The organism is Pseudomonas sessilinigenes (genome assembly GCF_003850565.1).
Taxonomy (GTDB): Bacteria; Pseudomonadota; Gammaproteobacteria; order Pseudomonadales; family Pseudomonadaceae; genus Aquipseudomonas; species Aquipseudomonas sessilinigenes.
The window spans coordinates 1789328-1814854 of the sequence record NZ_CP027706.1 but is presented as its reverse complement, the minus strand read 5'-3'; the positions used below and the strand labels follow the sequence as shown (position 1 = coordinate 1814854).

The 25527-nt window shown below is 62.4% G+C and carries 28 protein-coding genes; 2 read left to right on the top strand and 26 right to left on the bottom strand.

Annotation, left to right across the window (positions count from 1 at the left end):
* Positions 1-33 precede the first annotated feature (33 nt).
* Together ccmB and ccmA are read right to left on the bottom strand one after the other, a co-directional pair.
* Positions 34-702, bottom strand: a complete 669-nt coding sequence (gene ccmB / locus C4K39_RS08575) for a heme exporter protein CcmB (RefSeq protein WP_068578476.1) — start codon at positions 700-702, stop codon at positions 34-36.
* The gene (gene ccmA, locus C4K39_RS08570) at positions 699-1334 is read right to left on the bottom strand and encodes a cytochrome c biogenesis heme-transporting ATPase CcmA (RefSeq protein ID WP_068578474.1); all 636 of its coding nucleotides are present in this window, start codon (positions 1332-1334) and stop codon (positions 699-701) included. Before ccmA ends, ccmB begins: the two co-directional genes overlap by 4 nt.
* A gap of 196 nt (positions 1335-1530) precedes the next feature.
* On the opposite strand from ccmA, the gene fliK reads away from it, so the two are divergent.
* Together fliK and C4K39_RS08560 are read left to right on the top strand one after the other, a co-directional pair.
* On the top strand, positions 1531-3111 hold the full coding sequence (gene fliK, locus C4K39_RS08565; RefSeq protein WP_068578472.1) for a flagellar hook-length control protein FliK: 1581 nt from the start codon (positions 1531-1533) through the stop codon (positions 3109-3111).
* Positions 3108-3437 carry an EscU/YscU/HrcU family type III secretion system export apparatus switch protein gene (locus tag C4K39_RS08560; protein ID WP_124346128.1) on the top strand — a complete coding sequence of 110 codons (330 nt, stop codon included), beginning with the start codon at positions 3108-3110 and terminating at the stop codon, positions 3435-3437. Before fliK ends, C4K39_RS08560 begins: the two co-directional genes overlap by 4 nt.
* A gap of 58 nt (positions 3438-3495) precedes the next feature.
* On the opposite strand, the gene C4K39_RS08555 is transcribed toward C4K39_RS08560, so the two are convergent.
* From C4K39_RS08555 to C4K39_RS08440, 24 genes are all read right to left on the bottom strand, one after another.
* Complete coding sequence (locus tag C4K39_RS08555) at positions 3496-3888, bottom strand: DUF2802 domain-containing protein (protein WP_068578458.1); 393 nt, start codon at positions 3886-3888, stop codon at positions 3496-3498.
* Positions 3889-4371: a chemotaxis protein CheW gene (locus tag C4K39_RS08550; RefSeq protein WP_011060011.1), complete on the bottom strand. Its 483-nt coding sequence runs from the start codon at positions 4369-4371 to the stop codon at positions 3889-3891.
* Between the two features lie 79 nt (positions 4372-4450).
* A complete protein-coding gene (locus tag C4K39_RS08545) occupies positions 4451-5329 on the bottom strand; it encodes a CheW domain-containing protein (RefSeq protein ID WP_124346127.1) in 879 nt (292 codons plus the stop codon).
* An 84-nt stretch (positions 5330-5413) separates the two neighbouring features.
* The gene (locus tag C4K39_RS08540) at positions 5414-6202 is read right to left on the bottom strand and encodes a ParA family protein (protein ID WP_068578460.1); all 789 of its coding nucleotides are present in this window, start codon (positions 6200-6202) and stop codon (positions 5414-5416) included.
* A gap of 50 nt (positions 6203-6252) precedes the next feature.
* Positions 6253-7137, bottom strand: coding sequence for a flagellar motor protein MotD (gene motD / locus C4K39_RS08535; RefSeq protein ID WP_068578463.1), 885 nt, complete (start codon positions 7135-7137; stop codon positions 6253-6255).
* A 2-nt stretch (positions 7138-7139) separates the two neighbouring features.
* Entirely contained in the window at positions 7140-7880 is a 741-nt protein-coding gene (locus C4K39_RS08530) for a flagellar motor protein (protein WP_068578465.1), read from the bottom strand.
* Positions 7880-8998 carry a protein-glutamate methylesterase/protein-glutamine glutaminase gene (locus C4K39_RS08525; RefSeq protein ID WP_068578467.1) on the bottom strand — a complete coding sequence of 373 codons (1119 nt, stop codon included), beginning with the start codon at positions 8996-8998 and terminating at the stop codon, positions 7880-7882. Before C4K39_RS08525 ends, C4K39_RS08530 begins: the two co-directional genes overlap by 1 nt.
* Before the next feature lie 47 nt (positions 8999-9045).
* Complete coding sequence (locus C4K39_RS08520; protein WP_124346126.1) at positions 9046-11322, bottom strand: chemotaxis protein CheA; 2277 nt, start codon at positions 11320-11322, stop codon at positions 9046-9048.
* Between the two features lie 12 nt (positions 11323-11334).
* On the bottom strand, positions 11335-12123 hold the full coding sequence (locus C4K39_RS08515) for a protein phosphatase CheZ (RefSeq protein WP_068578533.1): 789 nt from the start codon (positions 12121-12123) through the stop codon (positions 11335-11337).
* Between the two features lie 30 nt (positions 12124-12153).
* Positions 12154-12525 carry a chemotaxis response regulator CheY gene (locus C4K39_RS08510; protein ID WP_003183998.1) on the bottom strand — a complete coding sequence of 124 codons (372 nt, stop codon included), beginning with the start codon at positions 12523-12525 and terminating at the stop codon, positions 12154-12156.
* 166 nt (positions 12526-12691) lie between these two features.
* Entirely contained in the window at positions 12692-13432 is a 741-nt protein-coding gene (gene fliA, locus C4K39_RS08505; RefSeq protein WP_011060003.1) for an RNA polymerase sigma factor FliA, read from the bottom strand.
* Positions 13429-14259 carry a flagellar synthesis regulator FleN gene (gene fleN / locus C4K39_RS08500; RefSeq protein WP_016963180.1) on the bottom strand — a complete coding sequence of 277 codons (831 nt, stop codon included), beginning with the start codon at positions 14257-14259 and terminating at the stop codon, positions 13429-13431. The genes fliA and fleN overlap by 4 nt, the downstream gene beginning before the upstream one ends.
* Before the next feature lie 118 nt (positions 14260-14377).
* The gene (gene flhF / locus C4K39_RS08495) at positions 14378-15700 is read right to left on the bottom strand and encodes a flagellar biosynthesis GTPase FlhF (RefSeq protein ID WP_068578535.1); all 1323 of its coding nucleotides are present in this window, start codon (positions 15698-15700) and stop codon (positions 14378-14380) included.
* An 11-nt stretch (positions 15701-15711) separates the two neighbouring features.
* Positions 15712-17841: a flagellar biosynthesis protein FlhA gene (gene flhA / locus C4K39_RS08490; RefSeq protein ID WP_124346125.1), complete on the bottom strand. Its 2130-nt coding sequence runs from the start codon at positions 17839-17841 to the stop codon at positions 15712-15714.
* 211 nt (positions 17842-18052) lie between these two features.
* A complete protein-coding gene (gene flhB, locus C4K39_RS08485; RefSeq protein ID WP_068578539.1) occupies positions 18053-19228 on the bottom strand; it encodes a flagellar biosynthesis protein FlhB in 1176 nt (391 codons plus the stop codon).
* Between the two features lie 3 nt (positions 19229-19231).
* Positions 19232-20014 carry a flagellar biosynthetic protein FliR gene (gene fliR / locus C4K39_RS08480; RefSeq protein ID WP_068578541.1) on the bottom strand — a complete coding sequence of 261 codons (783 nt, stop codon included), beginning with the start codon at positions 20012-20014 and terminating at the stop codon, positions 19232-19234.
* A 4-nt stretch (positions 20015-20018) separates the two neighbouring features.
* On the bottom strand, positions 20019-20288 hold the full coding sequence (gene fliQ / locus C4K39_RS08475; RefSeq protein WP_022643038.1) for a flagellar biosynthesis protein FliQ: 270 nt from the start codon (positions 20286-20288) through the stop codon (positions 20019-20021).
* Positions 20289-20312: 24 nt separating this feature from the next.
* A complete protein-coding gene (gene fliP / locus C4K39_RS08470) occupies positions 20313-21062 on the bottom strand; it encodes a flagellar type III secretion system pore protein FliP (protein ID WP_068578543.1) in 750 nt (249 codons plus the stop codon).
* Positions 21062-21505: a flagellar biosynthetic protein FliO gene (fliO, locus tag C4K39_RS08465; protein WP_068578545.1), complete on the bottom strand. Its 444-nt coding sequence runs from the start codon at positions 21503-21505 to the stop codon at positions 21062-21064. The genes fliP and fliO overlap by 1 nt, the downstream gene beginning before the upstream one ends.
* On the bottom strand, positions 21506-21967 hold the full coding sequence (gene fliN / locus C4K39_RS08460) for a flagellar motor switch protein FliN (protein WP_068578547.1): 462 nt from the start codon (positions 21965-21967) through the stop codon (positions 21506-21508).
* A 55-nt stretch (positions 21968-22022) separates the two neighbouring features.
* Positions 22023-22991, bottom strand: a complete 969-nt coding sequence (gene fliM, locus C4K39_RS08455) for a flagellar motor switch protein FliM (RefSeq protein ID WP_068578549.1) — start codon at positions 22989-22991, stop codon at positions 22023-22025.
* A 9-nt stretch (positions 22992-23000) separates the two neighbouring features.
* Positions 23001-23501 carry a flagellar basal body-associated protein FliL gene (gene fliL, locus C4K39_RS08450; RefSeq protein ID WP_068578551.1) on the bottom strand — a complete coding sequence of 167 codons (501 nt, stop codon included), beginning with the start codon at positions 23499-23501 and terminating at the stop codon, positions 23001-23003.
* 189 nt (positions 23502-23690) lie between these two features.
* Positions 23691-25085, bottom strand: coding sequence for a flagellar hook-length control protein FliK (locus tag C4K39_RS08445; protein ID WP_124346124.1), 1395 nt, complete (start codon positions 25083-25085; stop codon positions 23691-23693).
* 97 nt (positions 25086-25182) lie between these two features.
* Positions 25183-25527, bottom strand: a complete 345-nt coding sequence (locus C4K39_RS08440; protein WP_083236063.1) for an Hpt domain-containing protein — start codon at positions 25525-25527, stop codon at positions 25183-25185.

Here is a 25527-nt window from a genome sequence, read left to right as displayed (position 1 = left end):
GGTCTTTACTGGTTAAAAAACAACCAGACCTCATTATTCGCCGACGCTGATCTTCAGGCCAGCAGCTATTGCAAAGGGTGTCAGGGTTACTGCCAGGGCAGTCAGGCTACCAAGCCATAGCAGGAAACCCGTCGCCGGCAGCCCTTGCAATGCTGCCTGCAAGGCACCACTGCCCAGAATCAACACCGGGATATACAAAGGCAGGATCAGCAGCGCCAGCAACAGGCCGCCGCGCTTGAGTCCCACCGTCAATGCCGCGCCTACCGCTCCAAGCAGGCTGAGTACCGGCGTGCCCAGCAGCAACGAGAGCAATAGCACCGGCAGGCAAGCTACCGGCAGCCCCAGCATCACGGCCAGCAAAGGCGACAGCAATACTAGTGCCAGACCAGAAAAAACCCAGTGTGCCAGTACCTTGGCCAGGACCAGAAGTGCCAGGGGGTGCGACGAAAGGACCCACTGCTCCAGGGAACCATCTTCGAAATCACTGCGAAACAGCCCGTCCAGCGAGAGCAGGACGGACAATAGGGCCGCTACCCAGACCAGCCCAGGAGACAAGGTTTGCAACAATTGTGTCTCAGGTCCCACCGCCAGCGGAAACAATGCGACAACGATTGCGAAAAATACCAGGGGGTTGGCCAACTCCGCCGGGCGACGGCACAGCAGCCGTGCTTCCCGGGCGACCAACAAGGCAAAGACACTCATGCGGCCCACCGTCCAAGATCGATATCGCGATAACCCGATGGCGTCCGGGTCAGGCTGTGGTGGGTCGTCAGCAGCACGATGCCGCCTCGTTCGCAGTGGGCAGCCAGGTGCTCCTCGAGCTGGGCCACCCCTTGCTTGTCGAGGGCGGTGAAGGGCTCATCGAGAATCCACAGCGGTGGGCTGTCCAGGTACAAGCGCGCCAGGGCCACGCGACGCTGCTGGCCGGCGGACAAGGTATGGCAGGGCACGTCTTCGAAACCTTTCAGGCCAACGGCAGCCAGGGCCTGCCAGATCGCTTCGCGCCGAACCGGTTGATGCAGAGCGCAGAGCCAACGCAGGTTTTCCTCGGCAGTGAGCAGATCCTTGATGCCAGCGGCATGCCCGATCCACAACAGATTGCGCGCCAGTTCGGCACGCTGGGCATGCAGTGGCTGGCCATTGAGCAGTACCTGGCCACTGGTGGGTTGCATCAGTCCGGCAAGCAGGCGCAGCAGGCTGGTCTTGCCACTGCCATTGGGGCCGCTGATCTGCACCATGTCTCCAGCCGTCAGGCGCAACTCGAGGTGTTCAAACAGCATCCGCCAATCGCGCTCACAAGCGAGTGCAACGGCTTCGAGAAGAGGGCTGGTCAAGGGATAACGGGCCTTTACGGGTTCAAGTCGGCAGTGGAGCGGCCGTTAAAGGGATGCAGGATAAATGCATTGGCGGCCTGTTCTAGAGAGCTGCGTCAAACAATTGTATTGTTTTTACCACTCCTTCAAAGACGGGCGGCATTATACATGTGAGTCCCTACCTTATAGGGGGTTAATTTCCACAGGTTGTGTCCGAATGACAGGCGAAATGAACATCCTCCCGCTGCCACCGACGCCCGCTCCCGGCGCCTCGCGTCCCCAGGTGCCCAGTGGTGAACTGCTCAAGCTGACGCTGCCGCTGGAAGGGCTGATCGCCGCCGGCCAGAGCGCCAAGGCTGAAGTGCTGTCGCTCAAGCAGACCGACCAGACCTTCGAGCTGCTGCTCAAGCTGACCTTGGACAATGGCCGGCAAACCACCTTGCAGGCCACCAGCAGCCAACCCCTGCCCCAGGGCACCAGCCTGGCGGTGACCCAACCGTCGGCGGGCAACCTGGCCATCACGGTGCAGCAGGCCATCGCCTCCAGCGTTGCCGCCTTGACCCGACTGGACACCACGCAACTGCCACCCGGCACCCTGCTGCAGGGCAAGGTACTGACTTCCCAGGCGCTGCCCCAGGGGAGCAACCAACCCGCGGTGTACCGCTCCCTGGTGAGCCTGCTCAACACCGCCCAGAGCGGCAGCACCCTGAGCCTGGAAAGCCCGCAGCCACTGCGTATCGGCAGTTTGTTGAGCGCCCTGGTCAGCGACGCTCAGACCCTGAATTTCGTCCCCTTGAGCAACCGCCAGGATCAACTGGCCATTGCCGCCCAACTGGCGACCCAACAAGGCCGCCAGGGCTCCTTGGGGGCTCTGCTCAATGCCTTGCAAAATCTGCCGGCCGACAGCGACCAGGCAGACACGCAACTGCGCTCAGCAATCGAGCGCCTGCTGGGCAACCTGCCCGATGCGCAACAACTGAGTACCAGCCGTGGGGTGGCTCAAGCGCTGCTGGGCAGCGGTGCGTTTCTGGAAGCCCAACTGGCCACCGGCAATCCAGGCCAGGCATCGGACCTCAAGGCCGACCTGCTACGCCTGGTCGCACAGCTGACGCCAGCCCTGCCCTCCTCCACCAGCCTCAATGCCATCCTGGCCGCCAGCACACTGGCCCAGTCGCTACCGAACTTCGTGCGCGGTGCACTGGGAACCCTCGGCCAACTCGCCAGCAAGCCCACGCCCGGTGGCTTCCCGCTCCCCGAACGCTTGCTGCAGAGCCTGGAAGGTTCAGACAGCCTGGAACAACTGCTGCGCCTGGCTGCTGCAGCGATATCACGCCTGCAGAGCCATCAACTGGCCAGCCTGGAACAAAGCGGGCGCACCGACGACGGTCGACTGCTGACGACCTGGCAGCTGGAAATCCCCATGCGCAACCTGCAGGACATCGTGCCGTTGCAGGTCAAGCTGCAACGCGAGGAGCCGCCCGAGCCGGAACAACAGCCCCAGAACAAACGTGAGGAACGCGAGCCCAGGCAGGCGCTATGGCGAGTGGACCTGGCCTTCGACCTGGAGCCGCTGGGCCCCTTGCAAGTCCAGGCACAATTGATCCAGGGCCGCCTCTGCAGCCAGCTGTGGGCCGAGCGCCCCTACACCGCAAGCCTGATCGAAAGCCACCTGGGCAACCTGCGCGAGCGCTTGTTGGCCTCGGGCCTGAATGTCGGCGACCTGGATTGCCACCTCGGCATCCCTCCACAAGGTCCACAAACCCGATTGGAACAACGCTGGGTCGACGAAACCGCATGAAGCACTCTGCCCCACCCCGCCAGGCCATCGCCCTGAAATATGACGGCCAACAGGCCCCGATGCTCACCGCCAAGGGCGATGACGAACTGGCCGAAGCCATCCTGAAGATTGCCCGGGACTATGAAGTACCGATCTATGAGAACGCCGAACTGGTGAGATTGCTGGCCCGGCTGGAGTTGGGCGACAGCATTCCGCCGGAGCTGTACCGGACCATCGCCGAGATCATCGCGTTCGCCTGGAACCTCAAGGGCAAGTTCCCGGCAGGCCACGATCCGCAACAGATAGAGTCGGAGAAGGACGTCACCGAACGCGGCGACGATTACTAGAAGAGCCGCTGCAAGCCATGAGCCGCAAGTCTTGAAGCTTGCGGCTTGCGGCTGACGGTCAGCCTCTGTGCAGCTTGCTGACCAGCTCTGCCTCGGCCTGGGTCAGGCCGCAGGACTGGGTCAACTCGTCAACGCTGGCACCCATGCCGACCAGGCGGGCAGCCTGGGCGAAGGACAGACTTGAGGGGTCTCGCTGCTCCAGCTGGGCCAGCTTGTCCGGCAACGGCGCCACGACTGCGCGCAGCTCATGCAGGTCTTCGCCCATGCGCACCGTACCGTTCTGGTAATGGTCGACGCGCTTGGCCAGCTCCTTGATCCGCTGGTCGCGCAGGGCGTCGCCTTCTGCCTGCTGCGCAGCGATCTGGCGCTGGTTGCGGGCATAAGACAAGAACATGGCCAGTGTGGCGACCCAGAAGATCGCCAGGACAATAACCGCTACCTCGAGGATCAATCAGATACTCTCCAGTTCCGACCATTCCTCTTCGCTCATCATCTTGTCCAGTTCGACGAGGATCAGCAGCTCGCCGTTCTTGTTGCAGACGCCCTGGATGAACTTGGCCGACTCTTCATTGCCGACATTCGGTGCAGTCTCGACTTCCGACTGACGCAGGTAGACCACTTCGGCCACGCTGTCGACCATGATCCCGACCACTTGCTTGTCGGCTTCGATGATGACGATCCGAGTGTTGTCGTTGACCTCGGTGGGCACCAGGCCGAAACGCTGGCGAGTGTCGATCACGGTGACCACATTACCCCGCAGGTTGATGATCCCCAGGACATAGCTGGGCGCGCCCGGCACCGGAGCGATCTCGGTGTAGCGCAGGACTTCCTGGACCCGCATCACGTTGATGCCATAGGACTCGTTATCCAGCTTGAAGGTGACCCATTGCAGGATCGGATCTTCGGAACCCTGTGCAGACGACGACTTATTCATACCCTGACCCCTCAAAATACCGTTGAAAACGGCGTGTGTTCTGTATGGCCGCGCCCCACTGGCGCGGCCTGTGTTTGGTTCACTTCGGCTTGTGGGCCGCTTGACTGATTGCCAGCTGCTTGGCGCCACCGGTGGCGATCAGCTCCGCCAGTTCGGCCACGTCAAGCAGGGCGCACATGTGTTCGATCACCGTGCCGGCCAGCCAGGGGCGTTGGCCACGATGGCTGCGCCACTTGATTTCATTGGGGTCCAGGCGCAACGAGCGACTGACCTGATGCACGGCCAGTCCCCACTCGTAGCCCTGGACCGAGATCACGTACTGCAGGCCCTGGCGAAAATCATCGCGATACCGATCCGGCATGACCCAGCGCGCGGTATCCAGGACCTTGAGGTTGCCCGCCTGGCTCGGCAGGATGCCGAGGAACCATTCCGGCTGCCCGAACAACGGCGTCAACTCCTGACCGGCCAGGGAGTAGATCGAGCCCAGGCAGACCAGGGGCACTGCCAGGGTCAGGCCGGCGACATCGAACAGCAGGCACTCGAAAGGCTCGGCCGCCCAACTGGGGCGATCGCTGCCGGCGGCTGGCGGCGGCGTGTTGCTCGGCGGCAGGTGAACTTCCACCAGCGGTGGCACCAGCGCCTGGAGCATCGGCACCACGGGGCTGGGCAAGGGCGCCGGTGCATCCATTACCGGGGCCACCGGTACGACCTTGGCTTGCTCGGCAGGTGCCGCCTGGTGCTGGCTCCGTGCATCCCGGGCCTGCTCTTCCAACACCGCAGCCTGGAACTCGTCCAGGACTTCGCTGGAAACCTCCTCGACGAGTGGGGCGGCGGGCAACACGACCTGCGCTACCGGCTCCGGAACCTGCTCCTCTTCGGTAGCGTCCTGCAGCAACGCGTCCAGGTACGACTGCAATGCCAGCTGCGGTCGGTTCTTGATATCCAGGGGACGATTCATGAGGACACCCATGCAGACACCCCTGCATAACGATCTGTAGGGGTTATCGGCTGCACTGCCGGGCGACTTGAATGGCGCTTCACGTCAGGCCACCTGCGCCACGAGTTGCTGGGCCAGCAGGTGCTTGAGCAAGGCCTTGTAGGCCAGGACCCCGCGACTCTTGCCATCGAACTGCGAAGGAGTGACTCCAGCCCGGCTGGCATCGCGCAAGCGCGTGTCCACGGGGATATAGCCCTGCCAGATCTCCTCGGGAAACTTGTCGCGCAGGATCCGCAATGTGCCCAGGGAGGCCTGGGTCCGACGGTCGAACAGGGTCGGCACGATGGTGAACGGCAGCGGCTGCTTGCGCGAGCGATTGACCATCGCCAGGGTATTGACCATGCGCTCCAGGCCCTTGACCGCCAGGTGCTCGGTCTGCACCGGGATCACCAATTGCTGGCTGGCCGCCAGGGCGTTGACCATCAGCACACCCAACAGCGGCGGGCTGTCGATCACGGCATAGTCGAAGTCCTGCCACAACTGGGCCAGGCTCTTGGCAATCACCAGGCCCAGGCCGCTCTGCCCCGGCGACTGGCGCTCCAGGGTCGCCAGGGCGGTGCTCGATGGCAGGAGCGAGATGCGTTCATGGCTGGTGCCCAGCAGCAACTGCCCAGGCAGATCCTCGGGCACATTACCCTTGTGCAGGAACAGGTCGTAGCTGCTGTGCTCCAGGCTGTCAGGGTCATAACCGAAATAACTGGTCATGGAGCCGTGGGGGTCGAGGTCGACCACGACCACGCGCTTGCCCGCCTCCGCCAGCAAGCCGGCTAAAGCGATAGAACTGGTGGTTTTACCAACACCACCCTTTTGATTGGCAACAGCCCAGACTCTCATTCGGTTTGTTCCTCCCGCCCGGCCACAGCAGGGCGAGACATAGCGCAAAGTTATAAAGCAGGTGACGGAGAATTGACGGCGTTCCTCTGTACCGGCGTTTTCACCGCGGTTGGTGCAGTTTGTGTGCCAGCCCGCTTGAGTGCCGCATCCGGCGTCGCATTGGCGCTGCCAGTTCCGGTCAGGCTACGGCGCACATCCAGGTTTCGCGAGACCACCAGCACCACCCGGCGATTGCGTGCCCGGCCCTCGGCGGTGGCATTGTTGGCCACCGGCTGGAACTCGCCATACCCTACCGAAGCCATGCGTGCCGGGTTCACTCCCTGCATCGCCAGCATGCGCACGATACTTGCCGAACGTGCCGAAGACAGCTCCCAGTTAGTGGGGTACTGCATGGTCTGGATCGGCTGGTTGTCGGTAAAACCCTCGACATGGATCGGGTTGTCGAAGGGTTTGAGGATCTTCGCCACCTTGTCGATGATGCTGAACGCCTTGTCGCTGGGCATGGCATCACCGCTGCCGAACAGCAGGCTGGAATTGAGCTCGATCTCCAGCCACAGCTCGTTGCCACGCACAGTCATCTGGTCGGAGCTGATCAAGTCGCCGAAGGCAGCGCTGATATCGTCGGCGATGCTCTTGAGCGGGTCGCTACCACCGGAAATACCGGCGTCGGTCTGCTCACTGTCCTTGACCAGAGGCTTGGCCGGAGTCACGGTCTTGGGCCGCTCGTCACCAATGGGAATCGGCTTGAGGGCGCGATCGGAATCGGTGAAGACCCCGACCAGCGCTTCGGAAATGACCTTGTACTTGCCCTCGTTGATCGAGGAGATCGAGTACATGACCACGAAAAACGCGAACAACAGGGTGATGAAGTCGGCGTAGGAAACCAACCAGCGCTCGTGGTTGACGTGTTCTTCATGCTGACGACGACGGGCCATAATCAGTCCATGAAGCCTTGCAGCTTCAGCTCGATGGAGCGGGGATTCTCGCCTTCGGCGATGGACAGGATGCCCTCCAGGAGCATTTCCCGATACCGCGATTGGCGCAGGGCGATGGACTTCAGCTTCGCCGCGATCGGCAACAGCACCAGGTTGGCACTGGCCACGCCATAGATGGTGGCGACGAAGGCCACGGCGATACCACTGCCCAACTGCGATGGATCGGCCAGGTTGCCCATCACGTGGATCAGGCCCATGACCGCCCCGATGATACCGATGGTGGGGGCATAGCCGCCCATGCTCTCGAACACCTTGGCGGCCTCGATATCACGACTCTCCTGGGTGTAGAAGTCGACTTCCAGGATGCTGCGGATCGCTTCCGGCTCGGCGCCATCCACCAGCAACTGCAGGCCCTTGCGCGAATAGGTATCCGGTTCGGCATCCGCCACGCCTTCCAGGCCCAGCAGGCCCTCCTTGCGCGCCGTCAGGCTCCAGTTGACCACCCGGTCGATACCGCCAGCCAGGTCGACCCGCGGCGGAAACAGTATCCATGCCAGGATCTGCATGGCGCGCTTGAAGGCACTCAGCGGCGACTGCAACAAGGCCGCGCCGATGGTCCCGCCAAGCACGATCAAGGCTGCCGGACCATTGGCCAGGGCCGACAGATGACCACCTTCAAGGTAGTTGCCACCCACGATGGCGACGAACGCCATGATGATGCCGATAAGGCTGAGCACATCCATTACAGGCAAGCCTCGACCAGGTGCCGGCCGATATCGTCCAGGCTGTACACCGCATCCGCCAGGTTGGCCTTGACGATGGCCATGGGCATGCCATAGATCACGCAACTGGCCTCATCCTGGGCCCAGACCGCGCTGCCGCCCTGCTTGAGCAACCGTGCGCCTTCGCGCCCGTCCGCCCCCATGCCGGTGAGCACCACCGCCAGAACTTTGTCGCTATAGGACTTGGCCGCCGAGCCGAAGGTAATGTCCACGCACGGCTTGTAGTTCAGGCGCTCGTCGCCGGGCAGGATCTTCACCGCACCGCGGCCGTCGACCATCATCTGCTTGCCGCCGGGGGCCAGCAGTGCCAGGCCTGGACGCAGGATGTCGCCATCCTCGGCTTCCTTGACGCTGATCTTGCAAAGCTTGTCCAGGCGCTCGGCGAAGGCCTTGGTGAAGGCCGCCGGCATGTGCTGGATCAACACGATCGGCGCCGGGAAGTTGGCCGGCAGCTGGGTCAGCACCCGCTGCAGCGCCACCGGGCCGCCAGTGGAAGTACCGATGGCCACCAGTTTGTAGGCCTTGCGCTTGGGCGCTGGCGCCGCCGGACTGGCAGCCGGTGCCGGAGCACGACTTGGAGCCGGGGCTGGTGCCGGGCGGCTGCTGCCGAAGCTGGACGCAGCCGGCGCCGCAGCGGCAGTCGGCTGCGGAGCTGGCGTGCTGTAGCTGCTGAAGCGACGATTACTGCGCGAGATGCTATGGACCTTCTCGCACAGCAGTTGCTTGACCTTCTCGGGGTTGCGCGAGATGTCCTCGAAATTCTTCGGCAGGAAGTCCACGGCCCCGGCGTCCAGCGCATCGAGGGTCACCCGCGCGCCTTCATGGGTCAGGGAAGAGAACATCAGGACCGGGGTCGGGCAGCGCTGCATGATGTGCCGCACTGCGGTGATGCCGTCCATCATCGGCATCTCGTAGTCCATGGTGATCACGTCCGGCTTGAGGGCCAGGGCCTGATCGATCGCCTCTTTACCATTGGTCGCGGTACCGACGACCTGGATGCTCGAATCCGCAGAAAGAATTTCCGAGACGCGGCGGCGGAAAAAACCCGAATCGTCCACCACCAGGACTTTGACTGCCATAAACACTCCGTTAGGTGGGGCGAGGCCAAGCGCCCCTCCCCTCCGAATCAAATACGCCGTGCGGCGTAACGCTTGAGCATGCTCGGGACATCGAGGATCAATGCGATGCGACCATCACCCGTGATGGTGGCGCCGGACATGCCCGGGGTTCCCTGAAGCATTTTGCCCAAGGGCTTGATGACCACTTCTTCCTGGCCCACCAACTGATCGACGACGAAGCCGATCCGCTGGGTACCCACCGAAAGGATCACTACGTGGCCTTCGCGCTGCTCTTCATGAGCGGCGGAACTGACCAGCCAGCGCTTGAGGTAGAACAAGGGCAAGGCCTTGTCCCGCACGATCACCACTTCCTGGCCGTCCACCACATTGGTGCGCGACAGATCGAGGTGGAAGATCTCGTTGACGTTGACCAACGGGAAGGCGAACGCCTGGTTGCCCAGCATCACCATCAGGGTCGGCATGATCGCCAGGGTCAACGGCACCTTGATCACGATCTTCGAACCCAGGCCCTTGGTCGAGTAGATATTGATCGAGCCGTTGAGCTGGGAAATCTTGGTCTTGACCACGTCCATGCCCACACCGCGACCAGAGACATCGGAGATCTCGGTCTTGGTGGAGAAGCCCGGGGCGAAGATCAGGTTGTAGCACTCGGTATCGCTCAGGCGATCGGCGGCGTCCTTGTCCATCACCCCGCGCTTGACCGCGATGGCGCGCAGGACGTTGGGGTCCATGCCCTTGCCGTCGTCGGAGATCGACAACAGGATGTGGTCGCCCTCCTGTTCCGCTGCCAGCACCACCTTGCCCAGGCGGGACTTGCCCGACTCCTCGCGCTCTTCCGGCGACTCGATACCATGGTCCACCGCGTTGCGCACCAAGTGCACCAGCGGGTCGGCCAGGGCTTCCACCAGGTTCTTGTCGAGGTCGGTTTCTTCCCCCACCAGCTCCAGGTTGATCTCTTTCTTGAGCTGCCGGGCCAGGTCGCGAACCAGGCGCGGGAAGCGCCCGAAGACCTTCTTGATCGGCTGCATGCGGGTCTTCATCACCGCGGTCTGCAGGTCGGCGGTAACCACGTCGAGGTTCGACACCGCCTTGGACATGGCCTCGTCGCCACTGTTGAGACCCAGGCGCACCAGGCGGTTACGCACCAGCACCAGCTCGCCCACCATGTTCATGATTTCGTCCAGGCGCGCGGTATCCACGCGCACCGTGGTTTCTGCTTCACTGGCAGGCTTTTCCGCCGGGGCCGCAGCCGCTGCGCGGGCTGGGGCCGGGGCAGCGGCTGGCTTCGGCGCTTCGGCCTTGGCTTCGGCTTTCGGCGCGACTGGCTTGGCCACCGCAGCGGCGGCCGGGGCGGATGGCGCAGCCGGTGCGGAAGCCGCTGCCGGGGCCGCGGGCTTGGCTGTCCCCGGGGTGTCGGAGAACTTGCCTTTGCCATGCAGCTCGTCGAGCAGGGATTCGAATTCGTGATCGCTGATCAGGTCGCTGCCCGCGGCGGCGGCACTGGCTGCCGGCGTAGCGGGAACGGCGGCCACGGCCGATTCCAGCGCGTCAACGGCAAAGTTGCCCTTGCCATGCAGCTGATCGAGCAAGGCTTCGAATTCATCATCGGTAATTTCATCGCTGCCGGCGGCTGCGCCGCTGTCGGCACTGGCCGCGGCAGGTGCGATGGCATCGGGGGCGAACTGGCCCTTGCCATGCAACTGGTCCAGCAGGGACTCGAACTCGGCATCGGTGATTTCATCACTGGCCGCTTCGCCCTCAACCGCTGGCGCAGCAGCAGGTGCAGCCTCGGCTTCGGCCTTGGCAGCGCTCAGCGAGTCGAGCAGGAGTTCGAATTCATTGTCGGTGATATCGCCCGACGGGCTTTCGGCCGCAGGCTCCGCTACCACTTCCACCACCTCTTCCACCACCGGTTCGGGGGCGGGTTCGGCACCAGCCGGCTCAGCCAGGCGGGCCAGGGCGGAAAGCAGTTCAGGTGTCGCAGGAGTGATCTCGGAACGCTCGCGGACCTGGCCGAACATGCTGTTCACCGTGTCCAGCGCTTCGAGCACCACATCCATCAGTTCCGAATCGACACGCCTCTCACCCTTGCGCAGGATGTCGAAGACGTTCTCGGCGATATGGCAGCACTCCACCAGCTCGTTGAGCTGGAGGAAGCCGGCGCCCCCTTTAACAGTGTGAAAACCGCGAAAAATTGCGTTGAGCAGATCCGCATCATCCGGCCGGCTTTCCAGCTCGACCAGTTGTTCGGACAGTTGCTCTAGAATCTCGCCGGCCTCAACCAGGAAATCCTGAAGGATCTCTTCATCGGCGCCGAAGCTCATTAATGGGTGCTCCTAGAATCCAAGGCTGGAAAGCAAATCGTCTACATCGTCCTGACCGGACATAACGTCTTCCCGTTTATCGGCATGAATCTGCGGACCTTCACCCTTAGCGAGATGTTTTTGCGGATCTTTTTCCGCTAGGATCGAGGCACGGTCATGTTCGATGCCGGCGAAACGATCGACCTGGCTGGCCATCAAGACGAGTTTGAGCAAATTGCTTTCGACTTCCGTGACCAACTGGGTCACGCGCTTGATCACCTGGCCGGTAAGGTCCTGGTAATCCTGCGCCAGAAGAATGTCGTTGAGGTGGCCCGAGACGGTACGGGTCTCCTGTTCGCTACGAGTCAGGAAACTGTCGACCCGACGCGCCAGCTCGCGAAACTCCTCGGCCCCGACCTCGCGCCGCATGAAGCGCCCCCAGTCCACGCTCAACGCCTGGGCTTCGCTGCTCAGGCCGTTGACCAGCGGGGTGCTGCTCTCCACCAGGTCCATGGTGCGGTTGGCCGCGGCTTCCGTCAGCCGGACCACGTAGGACAGGCGCTCGGTGGCATCCGTGATCTGTGAAACTTCCTCGGCTTGCGGCATGTGCGGATCGATCTGGAAATTGACGATCGCACTATGCAACTCGCGGGTGAGCTTGCCCACTTCCTGGTACAGGCCGCGGTCACGGGTCTGATTGAGCTCATGGATCAGTTGCACAGCTTCGCCGAACTTGCCCTTTTCCAGGCTTTCGACCAGCTCCAGCGCATGTTTTTTCAGGGTCGACTCAAAGTCGCCCAGTGAAGATTCGTTATGCTCCATAGCTCCCCCGTGGCGCAATGGCTACGCATCTCAACCGATGCGTTCGAAGATCTTCTCGATCTTCTCTTTCAGCGCCTGGGCCGTGAATGGTTTGACGACATAGCCGTTTACGCCGGCCTGGGCGGCTTCGATGATCTGCTCACGCTTGGCTTCGGCAGTGACCATCAGTACCGGCAGGTGCTTGAGTTTTTCATCGGCGCGCACATGACGCAGCAGGTCGATACCGGTCATGCCCGGCATGTTCCAGTCCGTTACCAGAAAGTCGATGCTCCCGCTGTTGAGAACCGGGATGGCAGTGGTGCCATCGTCGGCCTCGACCGTGTTGGTGAAACCCAGATCACGCAACAGGTTTTTTATGATCCGCCGCATCGTTGAGAAGTCATCAACGATGAGGATTTTCATGTTCTTGTCCAATTCGACCTCCAAGCAGTCTTAAACGCATCCAGTACCTGGATACGCCATTCAATCAATCCGGCATAACACGCAACGACTGCATGGAGCACATACTGCAAAACCGGCCAGGCACAAGGCCCGACCGGTCTTGGGCGCAGTGTCCCCACACTGCCTGTCAGCGCGCTCGCCACTCCCCCAAACGCCCCCGCAAGCGGGCCGCGCACTGGCTGTGTAACTGGCTGACCCGCGATTCGCTGACCCCCAGGACCTCACCGATTTCCTTGAGGTTCAGCTCTTCGTCGTAGTACAGCGCCAACACCAGTCGCTCGCGCTCCGGCAAATTGGCAATCGCATCCGCCAACGCGGCCTGGAAGCGTTCATCCTCCAGGTCCCGTGACGGCTCGAGATGAGCACTGGCGCCATCCTCGTGCAGCCCTTCGTGTTCGCCGTCCTGCAACAGGTCGTCGAAACTGAACAGTCGGCTGCCCAGGGTGTCGTTCAAAATCCCGTAATAATCATCGAGGCTCAATTGAAGTTCGGCCGCAACCTCGTGATCTTTAGCGTCACGACCGGTTTTAGCTTCAATTGCGCGAATGGCATCACTGACCATGCGCGTATTACGGTGCACCGAACGCGGGGCCCAGTCGCCTTTACGAACCTCGTCGAGCATCGCACCGCGGATACGGATACCCGCGTAGGTCTCGAAACTCGCACCCTTGCTCGCGTCGTACTTGGTCGACACTTCGAGCAAACCGATCATCCCGGCCTGGATCAGGTCTTCCACCTGGACGCTGGCCGGCAACCGCGCCAACAGGTGATAGGCAATACGCTTGACCAGGGGCGCATAGCGCTCGATCAGTTCGTATTGGCTGTCACGCGCCGACTTCTTGTAGAGGTTGTAGCCACTGGCAGTCATAGCACCGGTCCCGCTGTTTGATGCACTAGCCGCTCGACAAAAAACTCCAGGTGCCCGCGAGGGTTCGCCGGCAATGGCCAGGTATCGACTTTTTGCGCGATGGCCTTGAACGCCAATGCACATTTCGAACGAGGAAAGGCTTCATAGACCGCACGCTGCTTTTGCACGGCCTTGCGCACGCTTTCGTCGTAGGGAACTGCGCCGACATATTGTAAGGCCACGTCCAGGAACCGATCAGTGACCTTGGTCAACTTTGCAAACAGGTTGCGCCCTTCCTGGGGGCTCTGGGCCATGTTGGCCAGGACCCGGAAACGGTTCATGCCGTAGTCGCGGTTGAGCAGCTTGATCAGGGCGTAGGCATCGGTGATCGAGGTCGGCTCGTCGCAGACCACCAGCAGCACTTCCTGGGCCGCGCGGACAAAACTGACTACCGAGTCACCAATACCCGCAGCAGTGTCGATCACCAGCACATCGAGGTTGTCGCCGATGTCGCTGAAGGCCTGGATCAGGCCGGCATGCTGGGCCGGGCTCAGGTGCACCATGCTCTGGGTGCCCGAGGCTGCCGGCACGATACGGATGCCGCCCGGGCCCTGGAGCAGCACATCGCGCAGCTCGCAGCGCCCTTCGATGACATCGGCCAGGGTACGTTTGGGGGTCAGTCCCAGCAGGACATCGACATTGGCCAATCCCAGGTCGGCATCCAGCAGCAACACCCGCCGGCCGAGCTCAGCCAGAGCCAGGGACAAGTTCACTGACACATTAGTCTTGCCGACGCCACCTTTGCCGCCGGTCACCGCAATCACCTGTACGGGATGCATGCTGCCCATGTTCTTTCTTTACCTTGTCTTACTTAGACGGGGCCACATAACTGGCTGCGTGTTCACCATTGGAACAGTGCCTGGCAGACCATCGATGTAGATACGCTGCAATCTATCCATGAGTACCTCAACCGACCCGCTTGGCCGGATTGTGGTACAGGTCAGCGAACATGTCGGCCATGGCCTCTTCGCTGGGTTCTTCCTGCATCTGCACGCTCACTGCGCGGCTCACCAACTGATGCCGGCGGGGCAGATGCAAGTCGTCAGGAATCCGCGGCCCATCGGTCAGATAGGCAACCGGCAGTTCGTGACTGATGGCCAGGCTCAATACCTCGCCAAGACTGGCCGTTTCATCCAGTTTAGTCAGGATGCAACCGGCCAGGCCGCAGCGCTTGTAGCTGTGGTAGGCGGCGGTCAGCACCTGCTTCTGGCTAGTGGTGGCCAGCACCAGGTAGTTCTTCGCCCGGATACCGCGACCGGCCAGGCTTTCCAGTTGCATGCGCAGCGCCGGATCGCTGGCCTGCAGGCCGGCGGTATCGATCAGCACCACGCGCTTGCGCAACAGTGGGTCCAGGGCCTGGGCCAGGGACTGGCCAGGGTCGACATGGGTCACCGAGACATTGAGGATCCGCCCCAGGGTCTTGAGTTGCTCCTGGGCGCCGATGCGATAACTGTCCATGCTCACCAGCGCGATGTTCTGCGCACCGTACTTGAGCACATAGCGCGCCGCCAGCTTGGCCAGGGTCGTGGTCTTGCCCATGCCGGCCGGGCCGACCATGGCAATCACCCCGCCCTCTTCCAGAGGCTCGAGCTCCGGTGTCTGGATCATCCGCGCCAGGTGGGCCAGGAGCATGCGCCAGGCCTGGCGAGGCTCGTCGATATCGGTGATCAAGGCCAGCAGGTCGCGCGCCAGCGGGCCGGAAAGGCCAATGCGCTGCAGCCGGCGCCAGAGATTGGCCTGCTCCGGACGACTGCCCTGCAACTGGCTCCAGGCCAGGGAGCCCAGCTGGACTTCCAGCAGCTCGCGCAGGCCGTTGAGCTCGAAACGCATCGAATCCAGGGCACGATTGTCCACCGCCGGTGCAGCAGGGGCTGGCGCCGGGCGCGGGCGCTCGGTCAGGGTCGGTTCGATCAGGGGCTCGGCGGCGGTCAACGGCAGGCCGGCGAACAACTGACGGTTGGTCATCGAGGTACTGTCGCCCTCGCTGCGCAGGCTGAGTTCGGCCTGGGCCGTGACGATCCGCGACTGAGTCTTGCGCAGCTCGTCCTCGAGCTCCATGTTCGGAACCCGCGGCGACAGTGCCGACAACTTGTAATCCAGCGCCGCCGTCAGCTCGACACCACCGGCGATCCGGCGGTTGCCGATGATGGCAGCCTCAGCGCCCAGCTCATCACGAACCAGCTTCATGGCCTGACGCATATCGGCGGCGAAAAAACGCTTAACTTGCATAACCCACTACCTCAGCCGTTGGGCCCTACTGTCGCAACGATGGTCACTTGCTTGTTGTCAGGAATTTCCTGGTACGCCAGCACATGCAAACCCGGAACGGCCAAGCGACCGAACCGCGAGAGCATGGCGCGGACCGGACCTGCAACCAACAGGATCACCGGTTGACCTTGCATCTCTTGACGCTGCGCCGCTTCGATCAGCGAACGCTGCAGCTTTTCTGCCATGCTTGGCTCGAGCAGAACGCCTTCTTCCTGGCCTTGTCCTGCCTTCTGCAAACTGCTGAGCAAAATTTGTTCCAACCTTGGCTCCAAGGTGATCACAGGCAGCTCGGACTCAGTACCTACAATGCTTTGGACAATGGCGCGCGAGAGTCCGACGCGGACCGCAGCCACCAAAGCGGCAGTATCTTGACTCTTAGCGGCATTGTTGGCGATGGCCTCGGCAATGCTGCGAATGTCCCGCACGGGCACCTGCTCGGCCAACAGCGCCTGCAGCACCTTGAGCAACTGCGACAACGACAGCACGCCCGGCACCAGCTCCTCGGCCAGCTTCGGCGAACTCTTGGCCAGCAGCTGCATCAGTTGCTGGACTTCCTCGTGGCCGATCAGCTCACTGGAATGCTTGTACAGAATCTGGTTCAAGTGGGTCGCGACCACGGTGCTGGCGTCCACCACGGTGTAGCCCAGGGATTGGGCCTGGGGCCGCTGGCTGATCTCGATCCATACCGCTTCCAGGCCGAAGGCCGGGTCCCGGGCGGCGATGCCATTGAGCGTGCCGTAGACCTGCCCCGGGTTGATCGCCAGTTCGCGATCCGGGTAGATCTCGGCCTCGGCCAGGATCACGCCCATCAGGGTCAGGCGATAGGCGCTGGGCGCCAGGTCCAGGTTATCGCGGATATGCACGGTGGGCATGAGGAATCCCAGGTCCTGGGACAACTTCTTGCGCACGCCCTTGATCCGCGCGAGCAACTGCCCACCCTGGTTGCGGTCCACCAGGGGAATCAGGCGGTAGCCGACTTCCAGGCCGATCATGTCGATGGGAGTCACGTCATCCCAGCCCAGCTCCTTGGTTTCCATGGCCCGCGCCGGAGATGGCAGCAGTTCCTGCTGGCGCTGCACCTCTTCCTCGGCCCGGATCTTGGCCTGCTGCTGCTTTCTCCAGACCAGGTAGGCCGCACCACCTGCCACCAGCGCCAGGCTGAGGAAGGACACATGCGGCATGCCCGGCACCAACCCCATCACCGCCATCAGCGCGGCGGCGACGGCCAGCGCCTTGGGCGAGGCGAACATCTGGCGATTGATCTGCTTGCCCATTTCCTCGGAACCCGAGGCCCGGGTCACCATGATCGCCGCCGCGGTGGACAGCAGCAGCGAAGGCAACTGCGCCACCAAACCGTCACCGATGGTCAGCAAGGCATAGACCCGACCCGCGTCGGCAAAGGTCATGTTGTGCTGGAACATGCCGACCGCCATACCGCCGATCAGGTTGATGAACAGGATCAGCAGGCCAGCGATGGCGTCACCGCGAACGAACTTGCTGGCACCGTCCATGGAACCGTAGAACTCGGCTTCCTGGGCGACTTCGGCGCGGCGCGCCTTGGCCTGGTTCTGGTCGATCAGGCCGGCGTTGAGGTCGGCGTCGATGGCCATCTGCTTGCCGGGCATGGCGTCCAGGGTGAAGCGCGCGCTCACCTCGGAGATCCGCCCCGCACCCTTGGTCACCACCACGAAGTTGATGATCATGAGGATCGCGAAAACCACGATACCCACGACATAGTTGCCGCCGATCACCACTTCGCCGAAAGCCTGGATCACCTTGCCCGCAGCGGCATGCCCCTCTTGGCCGTGGAGCATCACCACCCGGGTCGAGGCCACGTTGAGCGCCAGGCGCAACAAGGTCGCCACCAGCAGGATGGTGGGAAAGACGGCGAAATCCAGTGGCCGCAAGGCATAGACGCAGACCAGCAGGACCACGATCGACAGGGCGATGTTGAAGGTAAAGAACACGTCCAGCAGGAACGCCGGCACCGGCAGCATCATCATGGCCAGCATGACCAACAGCAGCACCGGCACACCCAGGTTGCCCCGACCAAGGTCGGCCAGGTTACTGCGAGCCGTGTTGATTAACTGAGTGCGATCCACCGATTTACCCCGTTCCGTAAAGCAAACTTTTGACGCCTGAAGCGATACAGGGCGGCTACTGCAAGAAGCCTTCCAACTTTCACCTGGACAGCTCAATCAAGCATTTGCGCCCATTTCGTCACGCAAGGAGCTGCACCTGGAAGGCCCTGAGGAAGGTTAATAGCAATTAGCCATTTTTCTGACGAACAAGCCCGAACGGGCGAGGCTCGTGCTAGGCAGGTTTCGCCGGCCCCGAAGCCGGTCGATTGCCGGCGCTGTCGCGCTGCAAGTCGTCGGGGATCTGCGGGTCCTTGAGCGGGTCCGGGCGCTTGCCCTTGCCGGCGCGATGTTGGCGAATCTGATAGACGTAGGCCAGGACCTGGGCCACCGCCAGGTACAGGCCGGCCGGGATCTCCTCCTCAAGCTCGGTGGAGTAGTAGATCGAGCGAGCCAGCGCCGGGGACTGCAGCAACATGATCTCGTGAGCCGTGGCGATCTCACGGATCTGTTGCGCCAGGAAGTCCGTGCCCTTGGCCAGCAGCATCGGCGCCCCGCCCTTCTCGGCATCGTACTTGAGGGCCACGGCATAGTGGGTCGGGTTGGTGATCACCACGTCAGCCTCAGGAATGGCCGCCATCATCCGCCGCTGGGACATCTCGCGCTGCACCTGGCGAATCCGCTGCTTGACCTCCGGTCGCCCCTCCTGGTCCTTGTGCTCGTCGCGCACTTCCTGCTTGGTCATCATCAGCTTCTTGTGGGCCTGGTACAGCTGCACCGGCACATCCACCGCGGCAATCAGGATCAGCCCGCAAGCCATCCACAAGGTGCTCCAGCCCACCACCTGGACACTATGGATGATCGCCAGCTCAAGGGGCTCATGGGCGATCCGCAGCAGGTCGTCGATATCGGAGGACAACACCGACAGTGCCACGAATAGCACCAGGCTGAACTTGGCCAGGGCCTTGAGCAGCTCGATCAACGCCGTGAAGGAGAACATCCGCTTCAGCCCATTGGCCGGATTCATCCGGCTGAACTTGGGCGCCAGGCTCTTGCCGGCGAACAGCCAGCCTCCCAGGGAAATCGGCCCGATGATGGCCGCCAGCAGCAGCGTCAACAGCACCGGCTGCACCGCCAGGATGGCGATCTTGCCCGAGTGCAGCAGATACAAGCCCATGGCCCCGGGGCTGAGCAGCACATCGCGCGGCAGGGAAAAATTCAGGCGCATGATCTCCAGGAGGTTCTGCGCCAGGTTCGCACCGAAGACCAGCAGGCCTCCAGCCCCGGCCAACATGATGGCCAGGGTGTTGAGCTCCTTGGAGCGAGCGATCTCGCCCTTTTCCCGGGAGTCCTTCTTGCGTTTCTCCGTGGGGTCTTCTGTCTTGTCCTGACCGCTCTCGCTCTCAGCCATGGCTCAACGTGACCTCGCCAATTCGCGCAAGAACTGCAAGGCCTCGGCGGCCAGCGGTTGATACTGGTTGAGAATGTCGGCGAGGCTGATCCAGACGATACCCATCCCCAGCACCAGGGTCAGGGGGAAACCGATGGAGAAGATGTTCAACTGTGGCGCCGCCCGGGTCATCACGCCGAAGGCGATGTTCACCACCAGCAAGGCGGTGATCGCCGGCAACACCAACAGTAGCGCCGCCCCCAGCACCCAACCCAGCTTGCCGACCAGCTCCCAGTAATGATTGACCATCAGCCCGCCACCGACCGGCAGCGTGGTGAAACTTTCCACCAGCACCTCGAACACCACCAGGTGGCCGTTCATGGCCAGGAACAGCAAAGTCACCAGCATGGTGAAGAATTGCCCGATCACCGCCACCGAGACACCGTTGGTCGGGTCGACCATGGAAGCGAAGCCCATGCCCATCTGGATCGCGACGATCTGCCCGGCGATGACAAAGGCCTGGAAGAACAACTGCAAGGCAAACCCGAGCACGGCACCGATCAGTATCTGCTCAGCCACCAGCAGCAGGGCACTGGCGTCCAGCGCATGCACCTCGGGCATGGGCGGTAGCGCCGGGGTGATCACCACGGTGATCGCCAGGGCGAAGTACAAGCGCACCCGCCGCGGCACCAGGGTCGTGCCGAAGACCGGCATCACCATCAACAGCGAGGTGACCCGGAACAGCGGCAGCACGAAGCTCGCCACCCAGCTGCTGATCTGGGTATCGGTCAACGCCAGCAAGGACATGGGTTCAGCCGATCAACTGCGGAATACTGCCGTACAACTGACGGATGTATTCCATGAAGGTCTGCACCAGCCAGGGGCCGGCGACAATCAGGGTCACCAGCATCACCAGCAAGCGCGGCAGGAAGCTCAGGGTCTGCTCGTTGATCTGCGTGGCCGCCTGGAACATGGCCACGATCAGGCCCACCAGCAGGCTGGGCACCACCAGCACGGCAACCATCATGGTGGTCAGCCACAGGGCTTCGCGAAACAGGTCTACCGCGACTTCTGGAGTCATTGTCGATCACCCGCAAACAAGGTTCTAAACACCGCCGAAACTGCCGGCCAGCGTGCCGATGATCAGTGCCCAGCCGTCCACCAGGACGAACAGCATGATCTTGAACGGCAGGGAAATGATCAGCGGCGACAGCATCATCATGCCCATGGCCATCAGCACACTGGCGACCACCAGGTCGATGATCAGGAACGGGATGAAGATCATGAAACCGATCTGGAACGCCGTCTTGAGTTCCGAGGTGACGAAGGCCGGCACCAGGATGGTCAACGGCGCCTGGTCAGGACTGGCAATGTCGGTACGCTTGGACAGGCGCACGAACAGCTCCAGATCACTGCTGCGGGTCTGCGCCAGCATGAAGTCCTTGATCGGCACCTCGGCCTTGGCCACCGCATCCTGGGCGGTGATCTTTTCCGCCAGGTACGGCTGCAACGCGTCCTGGTTCACCCGGTCGAACACTGGAGCCATGATGAACAGGGTGAGGAACAGCGCCATGCCGGTGAGGATCTGGTTCGACGGCGTCTGCTGCAACCCCAGGGCCTGGCGCAGGATCGAGAAGACAATGATGATCCGGGTAAAGCTGGTCATCAGCATGACGAACGCCGGGATGAAACTCAGCGCGGTCATGATCAGCAGGATCTGCAGGCTGACCGAGTACTCCTGCTGGCCGCTGGCATTGGTGCCCAGGGTGATGGCCGGGATCGACAACGGATCGGCCGCCAGCGCCAGCGGCGCCGCCAGCATCAGGGCCAACGTCAAGATGATGCGCAACGGCATTACTTCCTATCCTTCTGATCCTTGCCCAACAGCTCCATCAGGCGCTGGGCGAACTCAGGCGTGGCCTGTTCGGCGCTAGGCACCTGCACCGGCTCTTTGAGTACATGTAACGGGGTGATCGTGCCCGGGGTCAGGCCCAGCAGGATCTGCTCGTTGCCGACCTGCACCAACACCAACCGGTCACGCGGGCCCAGGGCCCGGGAACCGATCAGCTCGATCACCTGCCCCTTGCCAGCAGGACCTGCCTGCTGCACTCGGCGCAACAGCCAGGCCAGGAGAAAGATCAGCCCGACCACCAGCAACAGGCCCAGCACCAACTGGGCCAGCTGCCCGCTAAGGCTGCCCACCGCCGGCACCGCGGCCGTCACCTGGGCAGTGGCCACAGGTTCTGCGGCCAGGGCACTCAAGGGCAAGCCGAGCAATACGCCAAGCAGCCTGTTCACTTAGCGCAGCTTCTTGATGCGTTCGCTTGGGCTGATCACGTCAGTCAGGCGGATACCGAACTTCTCGTTGACCACCACCACTTCGCCGTGGGCGATCAGGGTGCCGTTGACCAGCACATCCAGCGGCTCGCCCGCCAGGCGATCGAGCTCGATCACCGAACCCTGGTTGAGCTGCAACAGGTTACGGATGTTGATGTCGGTACTGCCCACTTCCATGGAGATCGATACCGGGATGTCCAGGATCACGTCCAGGTTCGGCCCTTCCAGGCTCACCGGCTCATGGTTCTTGGGCACACTGCCGAACTCCTCCATTTGCAGGCGCCCACCGCTGGCCGCGGCGCCGGCATCGGCCGCCAGCAAAGCGTCGATATCGGCCTGGCCGGCATCACCGGTTTCTTCCAGCGCAGCAGCCCACTCGTCGGCCAGCGCCTGATCGTCCTGGGAGTTAATTTCGTCAGCCATCTTGGGTCCTCGACGCGCAAAAATTCATTGAACAACAAACAGGTTGGAGCACCGTTCAGCGGCGCTCGATCGGTTCGATCACTTGCAGCGCCAGGTTGCCCTTGTGGGAACCCAGCTTGACCTTGAACGACGGCACGCCGTTGGCCCGCATGATCATGTCTTCTGGTAGCTCCACCGGGATCACATCGCCAGGCTGCATGTGCAGGATGTCGCGCAGGCGCAGTTGCCGGCGGGCGACCGTGGCGCTCAGCGGCACCGCCACATCCAGTACGTCTTCGCGCAGGGCTTTGCTCCAGCGCTCGTCCTGGTCGTCCAGGTCGGACTGGAAACCGGCGTCGAGCATTTCCCGGATCGGCTCGATCATCGAGTACGGCATGGTCACGTGCAGGTCGCCGCCACCACCATCGAGCTCGATATGGAAGGTCGACACCACCACCGCCTCGCTCGGGCCAACAATGTTGGCCATCGCCGGGTTCACTTCGGAGTTTATGTACTCGAAATTGACCGGCATGATCGCCTGCCAGGCTTCCTTGAGGTCGACGAAGGCCTGCTCCAGCACCATGCGCACCACGCGCAGCTCGGTGGGAGTGAACTCGCGCCCCTCGATCTTCGCGTGACGACCATCACCGCCGAAGAAGTTGTCCACCAGCTTGAACACCAGCTTAGCGTCGAGGATGAACAGCGCGGTGCCGCGCAGCGGCTTGATCTTCACCAGGTTCAGGCTGGTGGGAACGTACAGCGAGTGCACGTACTCGCCGAACTTCATCACCTGCACACCACCGACCGCCACATCGGCGGAACGACGCAACATGTTGAACATGCTGATCCGGGTGTAGCGGGCGAAGCGCTCGTTGATCATCTCCAGAGTCGGCATGCGTCCGCGGACGATGCGATCCTGGCTGGTCAGGTCGTAGCTTTTGACACTACCGGGTTCGGCAGCGTGTTCGGTCTGTACCAGACCGTCGTCGACGCCATGCAACAGCGCGTCGATCTCATCCTGGGACAGCAGGTCCTGCACGGCCATGTCGTGTTCCTACTGCAATACGAAGTTAGTAAAGAGCAACTGCTCGACCACTACCTTGCCCACCTCTTTCTGGGCCACTTCCTGGACGCTGGCGGTGGCTTTCTGGCGGAGCATTTCCTGACCGACCGGAGTCGCCAGGGTGTCGAAATTCTGCGCGGAAAACAGCATCACCAGGTTGTTGCGGATCACTGGCATATGCACTTTCAGGGCATCCAGGTCCGCTTGATTGCGCGCCAGCATGGTGATGCTCACCTGCATGTAGCGCTGCCGGCCGTTCTGCGTGTAGTTGGCAACGAAAGCCGGGGCCATGGGCTCATAGATCGCTGCGGGCTTGACGTTGGTGGCGGTCTCCGCAGCCGGTGCCGGCTTGCTCTGAGCACTGTGCATGAAATACCAGGTGGCGCCGACCGACAGGCCGATGGCCAACAACAACGCCAGGACAATCAAGAGGATAAGCTTGAGTTTGCTTTTCCCTGCGGTGGGTTTTTCTGCTGCTTCGCTCTTCGCCATGCCAATAATCCGTCACTATTCGGGGGTTCACAGTCGCACGGCAAGGCAAGAGCAAGTGTTATGCCAGATTTGTCAGAAATGCAGATCTGAGACCGTCAGCAGGACGCTGAAAGAAATGGCGAGCCGGGACGCCGGGGCAATGTCCGCCGGGAGCCTCCTTGCCACAGGAAGCTCCCGCTGGTCATCCGGTCAGGCGTAATAGTCCACGACACTCGTGCCGATCACGCTCTGCACCGGGGCAGAGACCTCAGCCAATGCAGGCTGCCCGTCATCGCCAGGCTCGCCATCCAGGCGCGAACCACTGGCGCTGGAGCCGCTGGCGCGGCTCTGCCCTTGCTGCGCCTGCTCCTGGCCCTGCCAGCCACGGGACTGATCGGAAACATTGACGTCCACCTGCCCCAGGCCCTGCTGGCTGAACATATCGCGCATGCGATGCATCTGCCCTTCCAGGGCTTCACGCACACCCGCATGGGCACTCATGAACGTCACCTGGGTCTGCTGGTCGGGAATCATGTGCACGCGAATATCCAGGCGCCCAAGCTCGGCCGGTTGCAACTGGATATCCGCCGACTTGAGGTTGGCGCTGGACAGGTACATCACCCGGTTGACCACTTCATCGGTCCACCCGCTCTGGTGCATGGCCAATGGCTGGTTGACCGGCACCGCATTGGCTGTCTTGGGCGTTGCCGCCTGGGTCAGGGCCGCCAGGCGGTTGGCGAAGTCATCCACGCGAGTATCGCTGGACGCGCCCTTGAGATCCTTCAAGCCTTCGGTAATCAGACCGCTGAAGGCCTTCTCGCCCCCCTGCTCGGTACCGCCCTTGCCAGCCTGCTCGAGCAGGCCGGCCATGCCATTGGCGATATTCGGCGCCGATGCCAACTGAGCATCGGCGTTAGCGGTGCTAGAGGCATTCTTGGGTTGCGATTGACTGGACGCCGAGACATGGCCGCTTTGCTCCATGGCCAAACGCACGGCAGGCAGGGCATCCAGAGGGTCGGCCTCGGGATCGAACGCCTCTTTGGCAGGTTCGGCGGCCGGCGCCGGCACTACCGCTGCCGCAACCTGCGCTGGCACCAGGACAGGAGCCGCTTCGACCTGAGGCTGCGGCACAGGGACCGGGGCAGGCTCTGCCACTGCCACCGGCGCTACAGGCTGGCCTTGCAGCAGGCTTGGATCCACCGCGGGCTCGCTGGACGGCGCCTCGGCCTGTGCTGTATCGACTGGCTTGCGGTCATCGCTGGCAGCACCATCTTTGCCGGTGCTGGCCGGTTTTTCGGCAGGCAAGGCCTTGCCGCTATCGGCAACCGCTGGCTGCGATGCGGCAGCCTGATCATTGCCAGCGTCCCTTTTCGGGGTGTTGTCGGGGCTCTTGTCGCGCACCGGTGACGGGCTGTTGTCAGCGACAGCCTGAGGCTTGCTCTGCACTTTGGCTTGAGATTGGCTGGCGTAGAGCTGCGCGAAGCTGGAAGCCTTGTCCCCAGGCTGGGCAACGCTTGCCAGAGGGCCAACAGCAGCCGCTTGCGCCTTGGATTGAGGGCTGGCCTGGGCGGTGGCCTGAAGAAGCGAATTAGGGGTAACAGCCATGGAACAGTCTCCGCTGCACTGAAATCATAGGTACAGTACGAGACTTCTTTGCAAAGGACGGGCCAACTCCTGCAAAGCACTGGCCGAGGATCGCCATTCAGCAATGAAAACGCTGCAGCTCCTGCTCACACAAGCGCCGGACAATAGCGAACTCGCCATCAATCTCCCCCACCAACTGGCGCACCCCCTCATCAGCCGCCTGCGCGGCTCGCAGCTCCAATTGATGGCAGAGCTCGGCCAGGCGCGTAGCGCCCATGTTGCTACTGCTGCCCTTGAGGCTATGGGCAGCGGCGACCAGCTGGATGCTGTCCCGGGACTTATGCAGCACGCGTACACGCTCGGCCGAATCGCAGACAAAAGTATCCAGCAGGACGGGATATTCGTCCTCCATGACCTCCTGCAACGCGTTGAGTACCGTGTGATCCAGATGAATCTCAGCCAC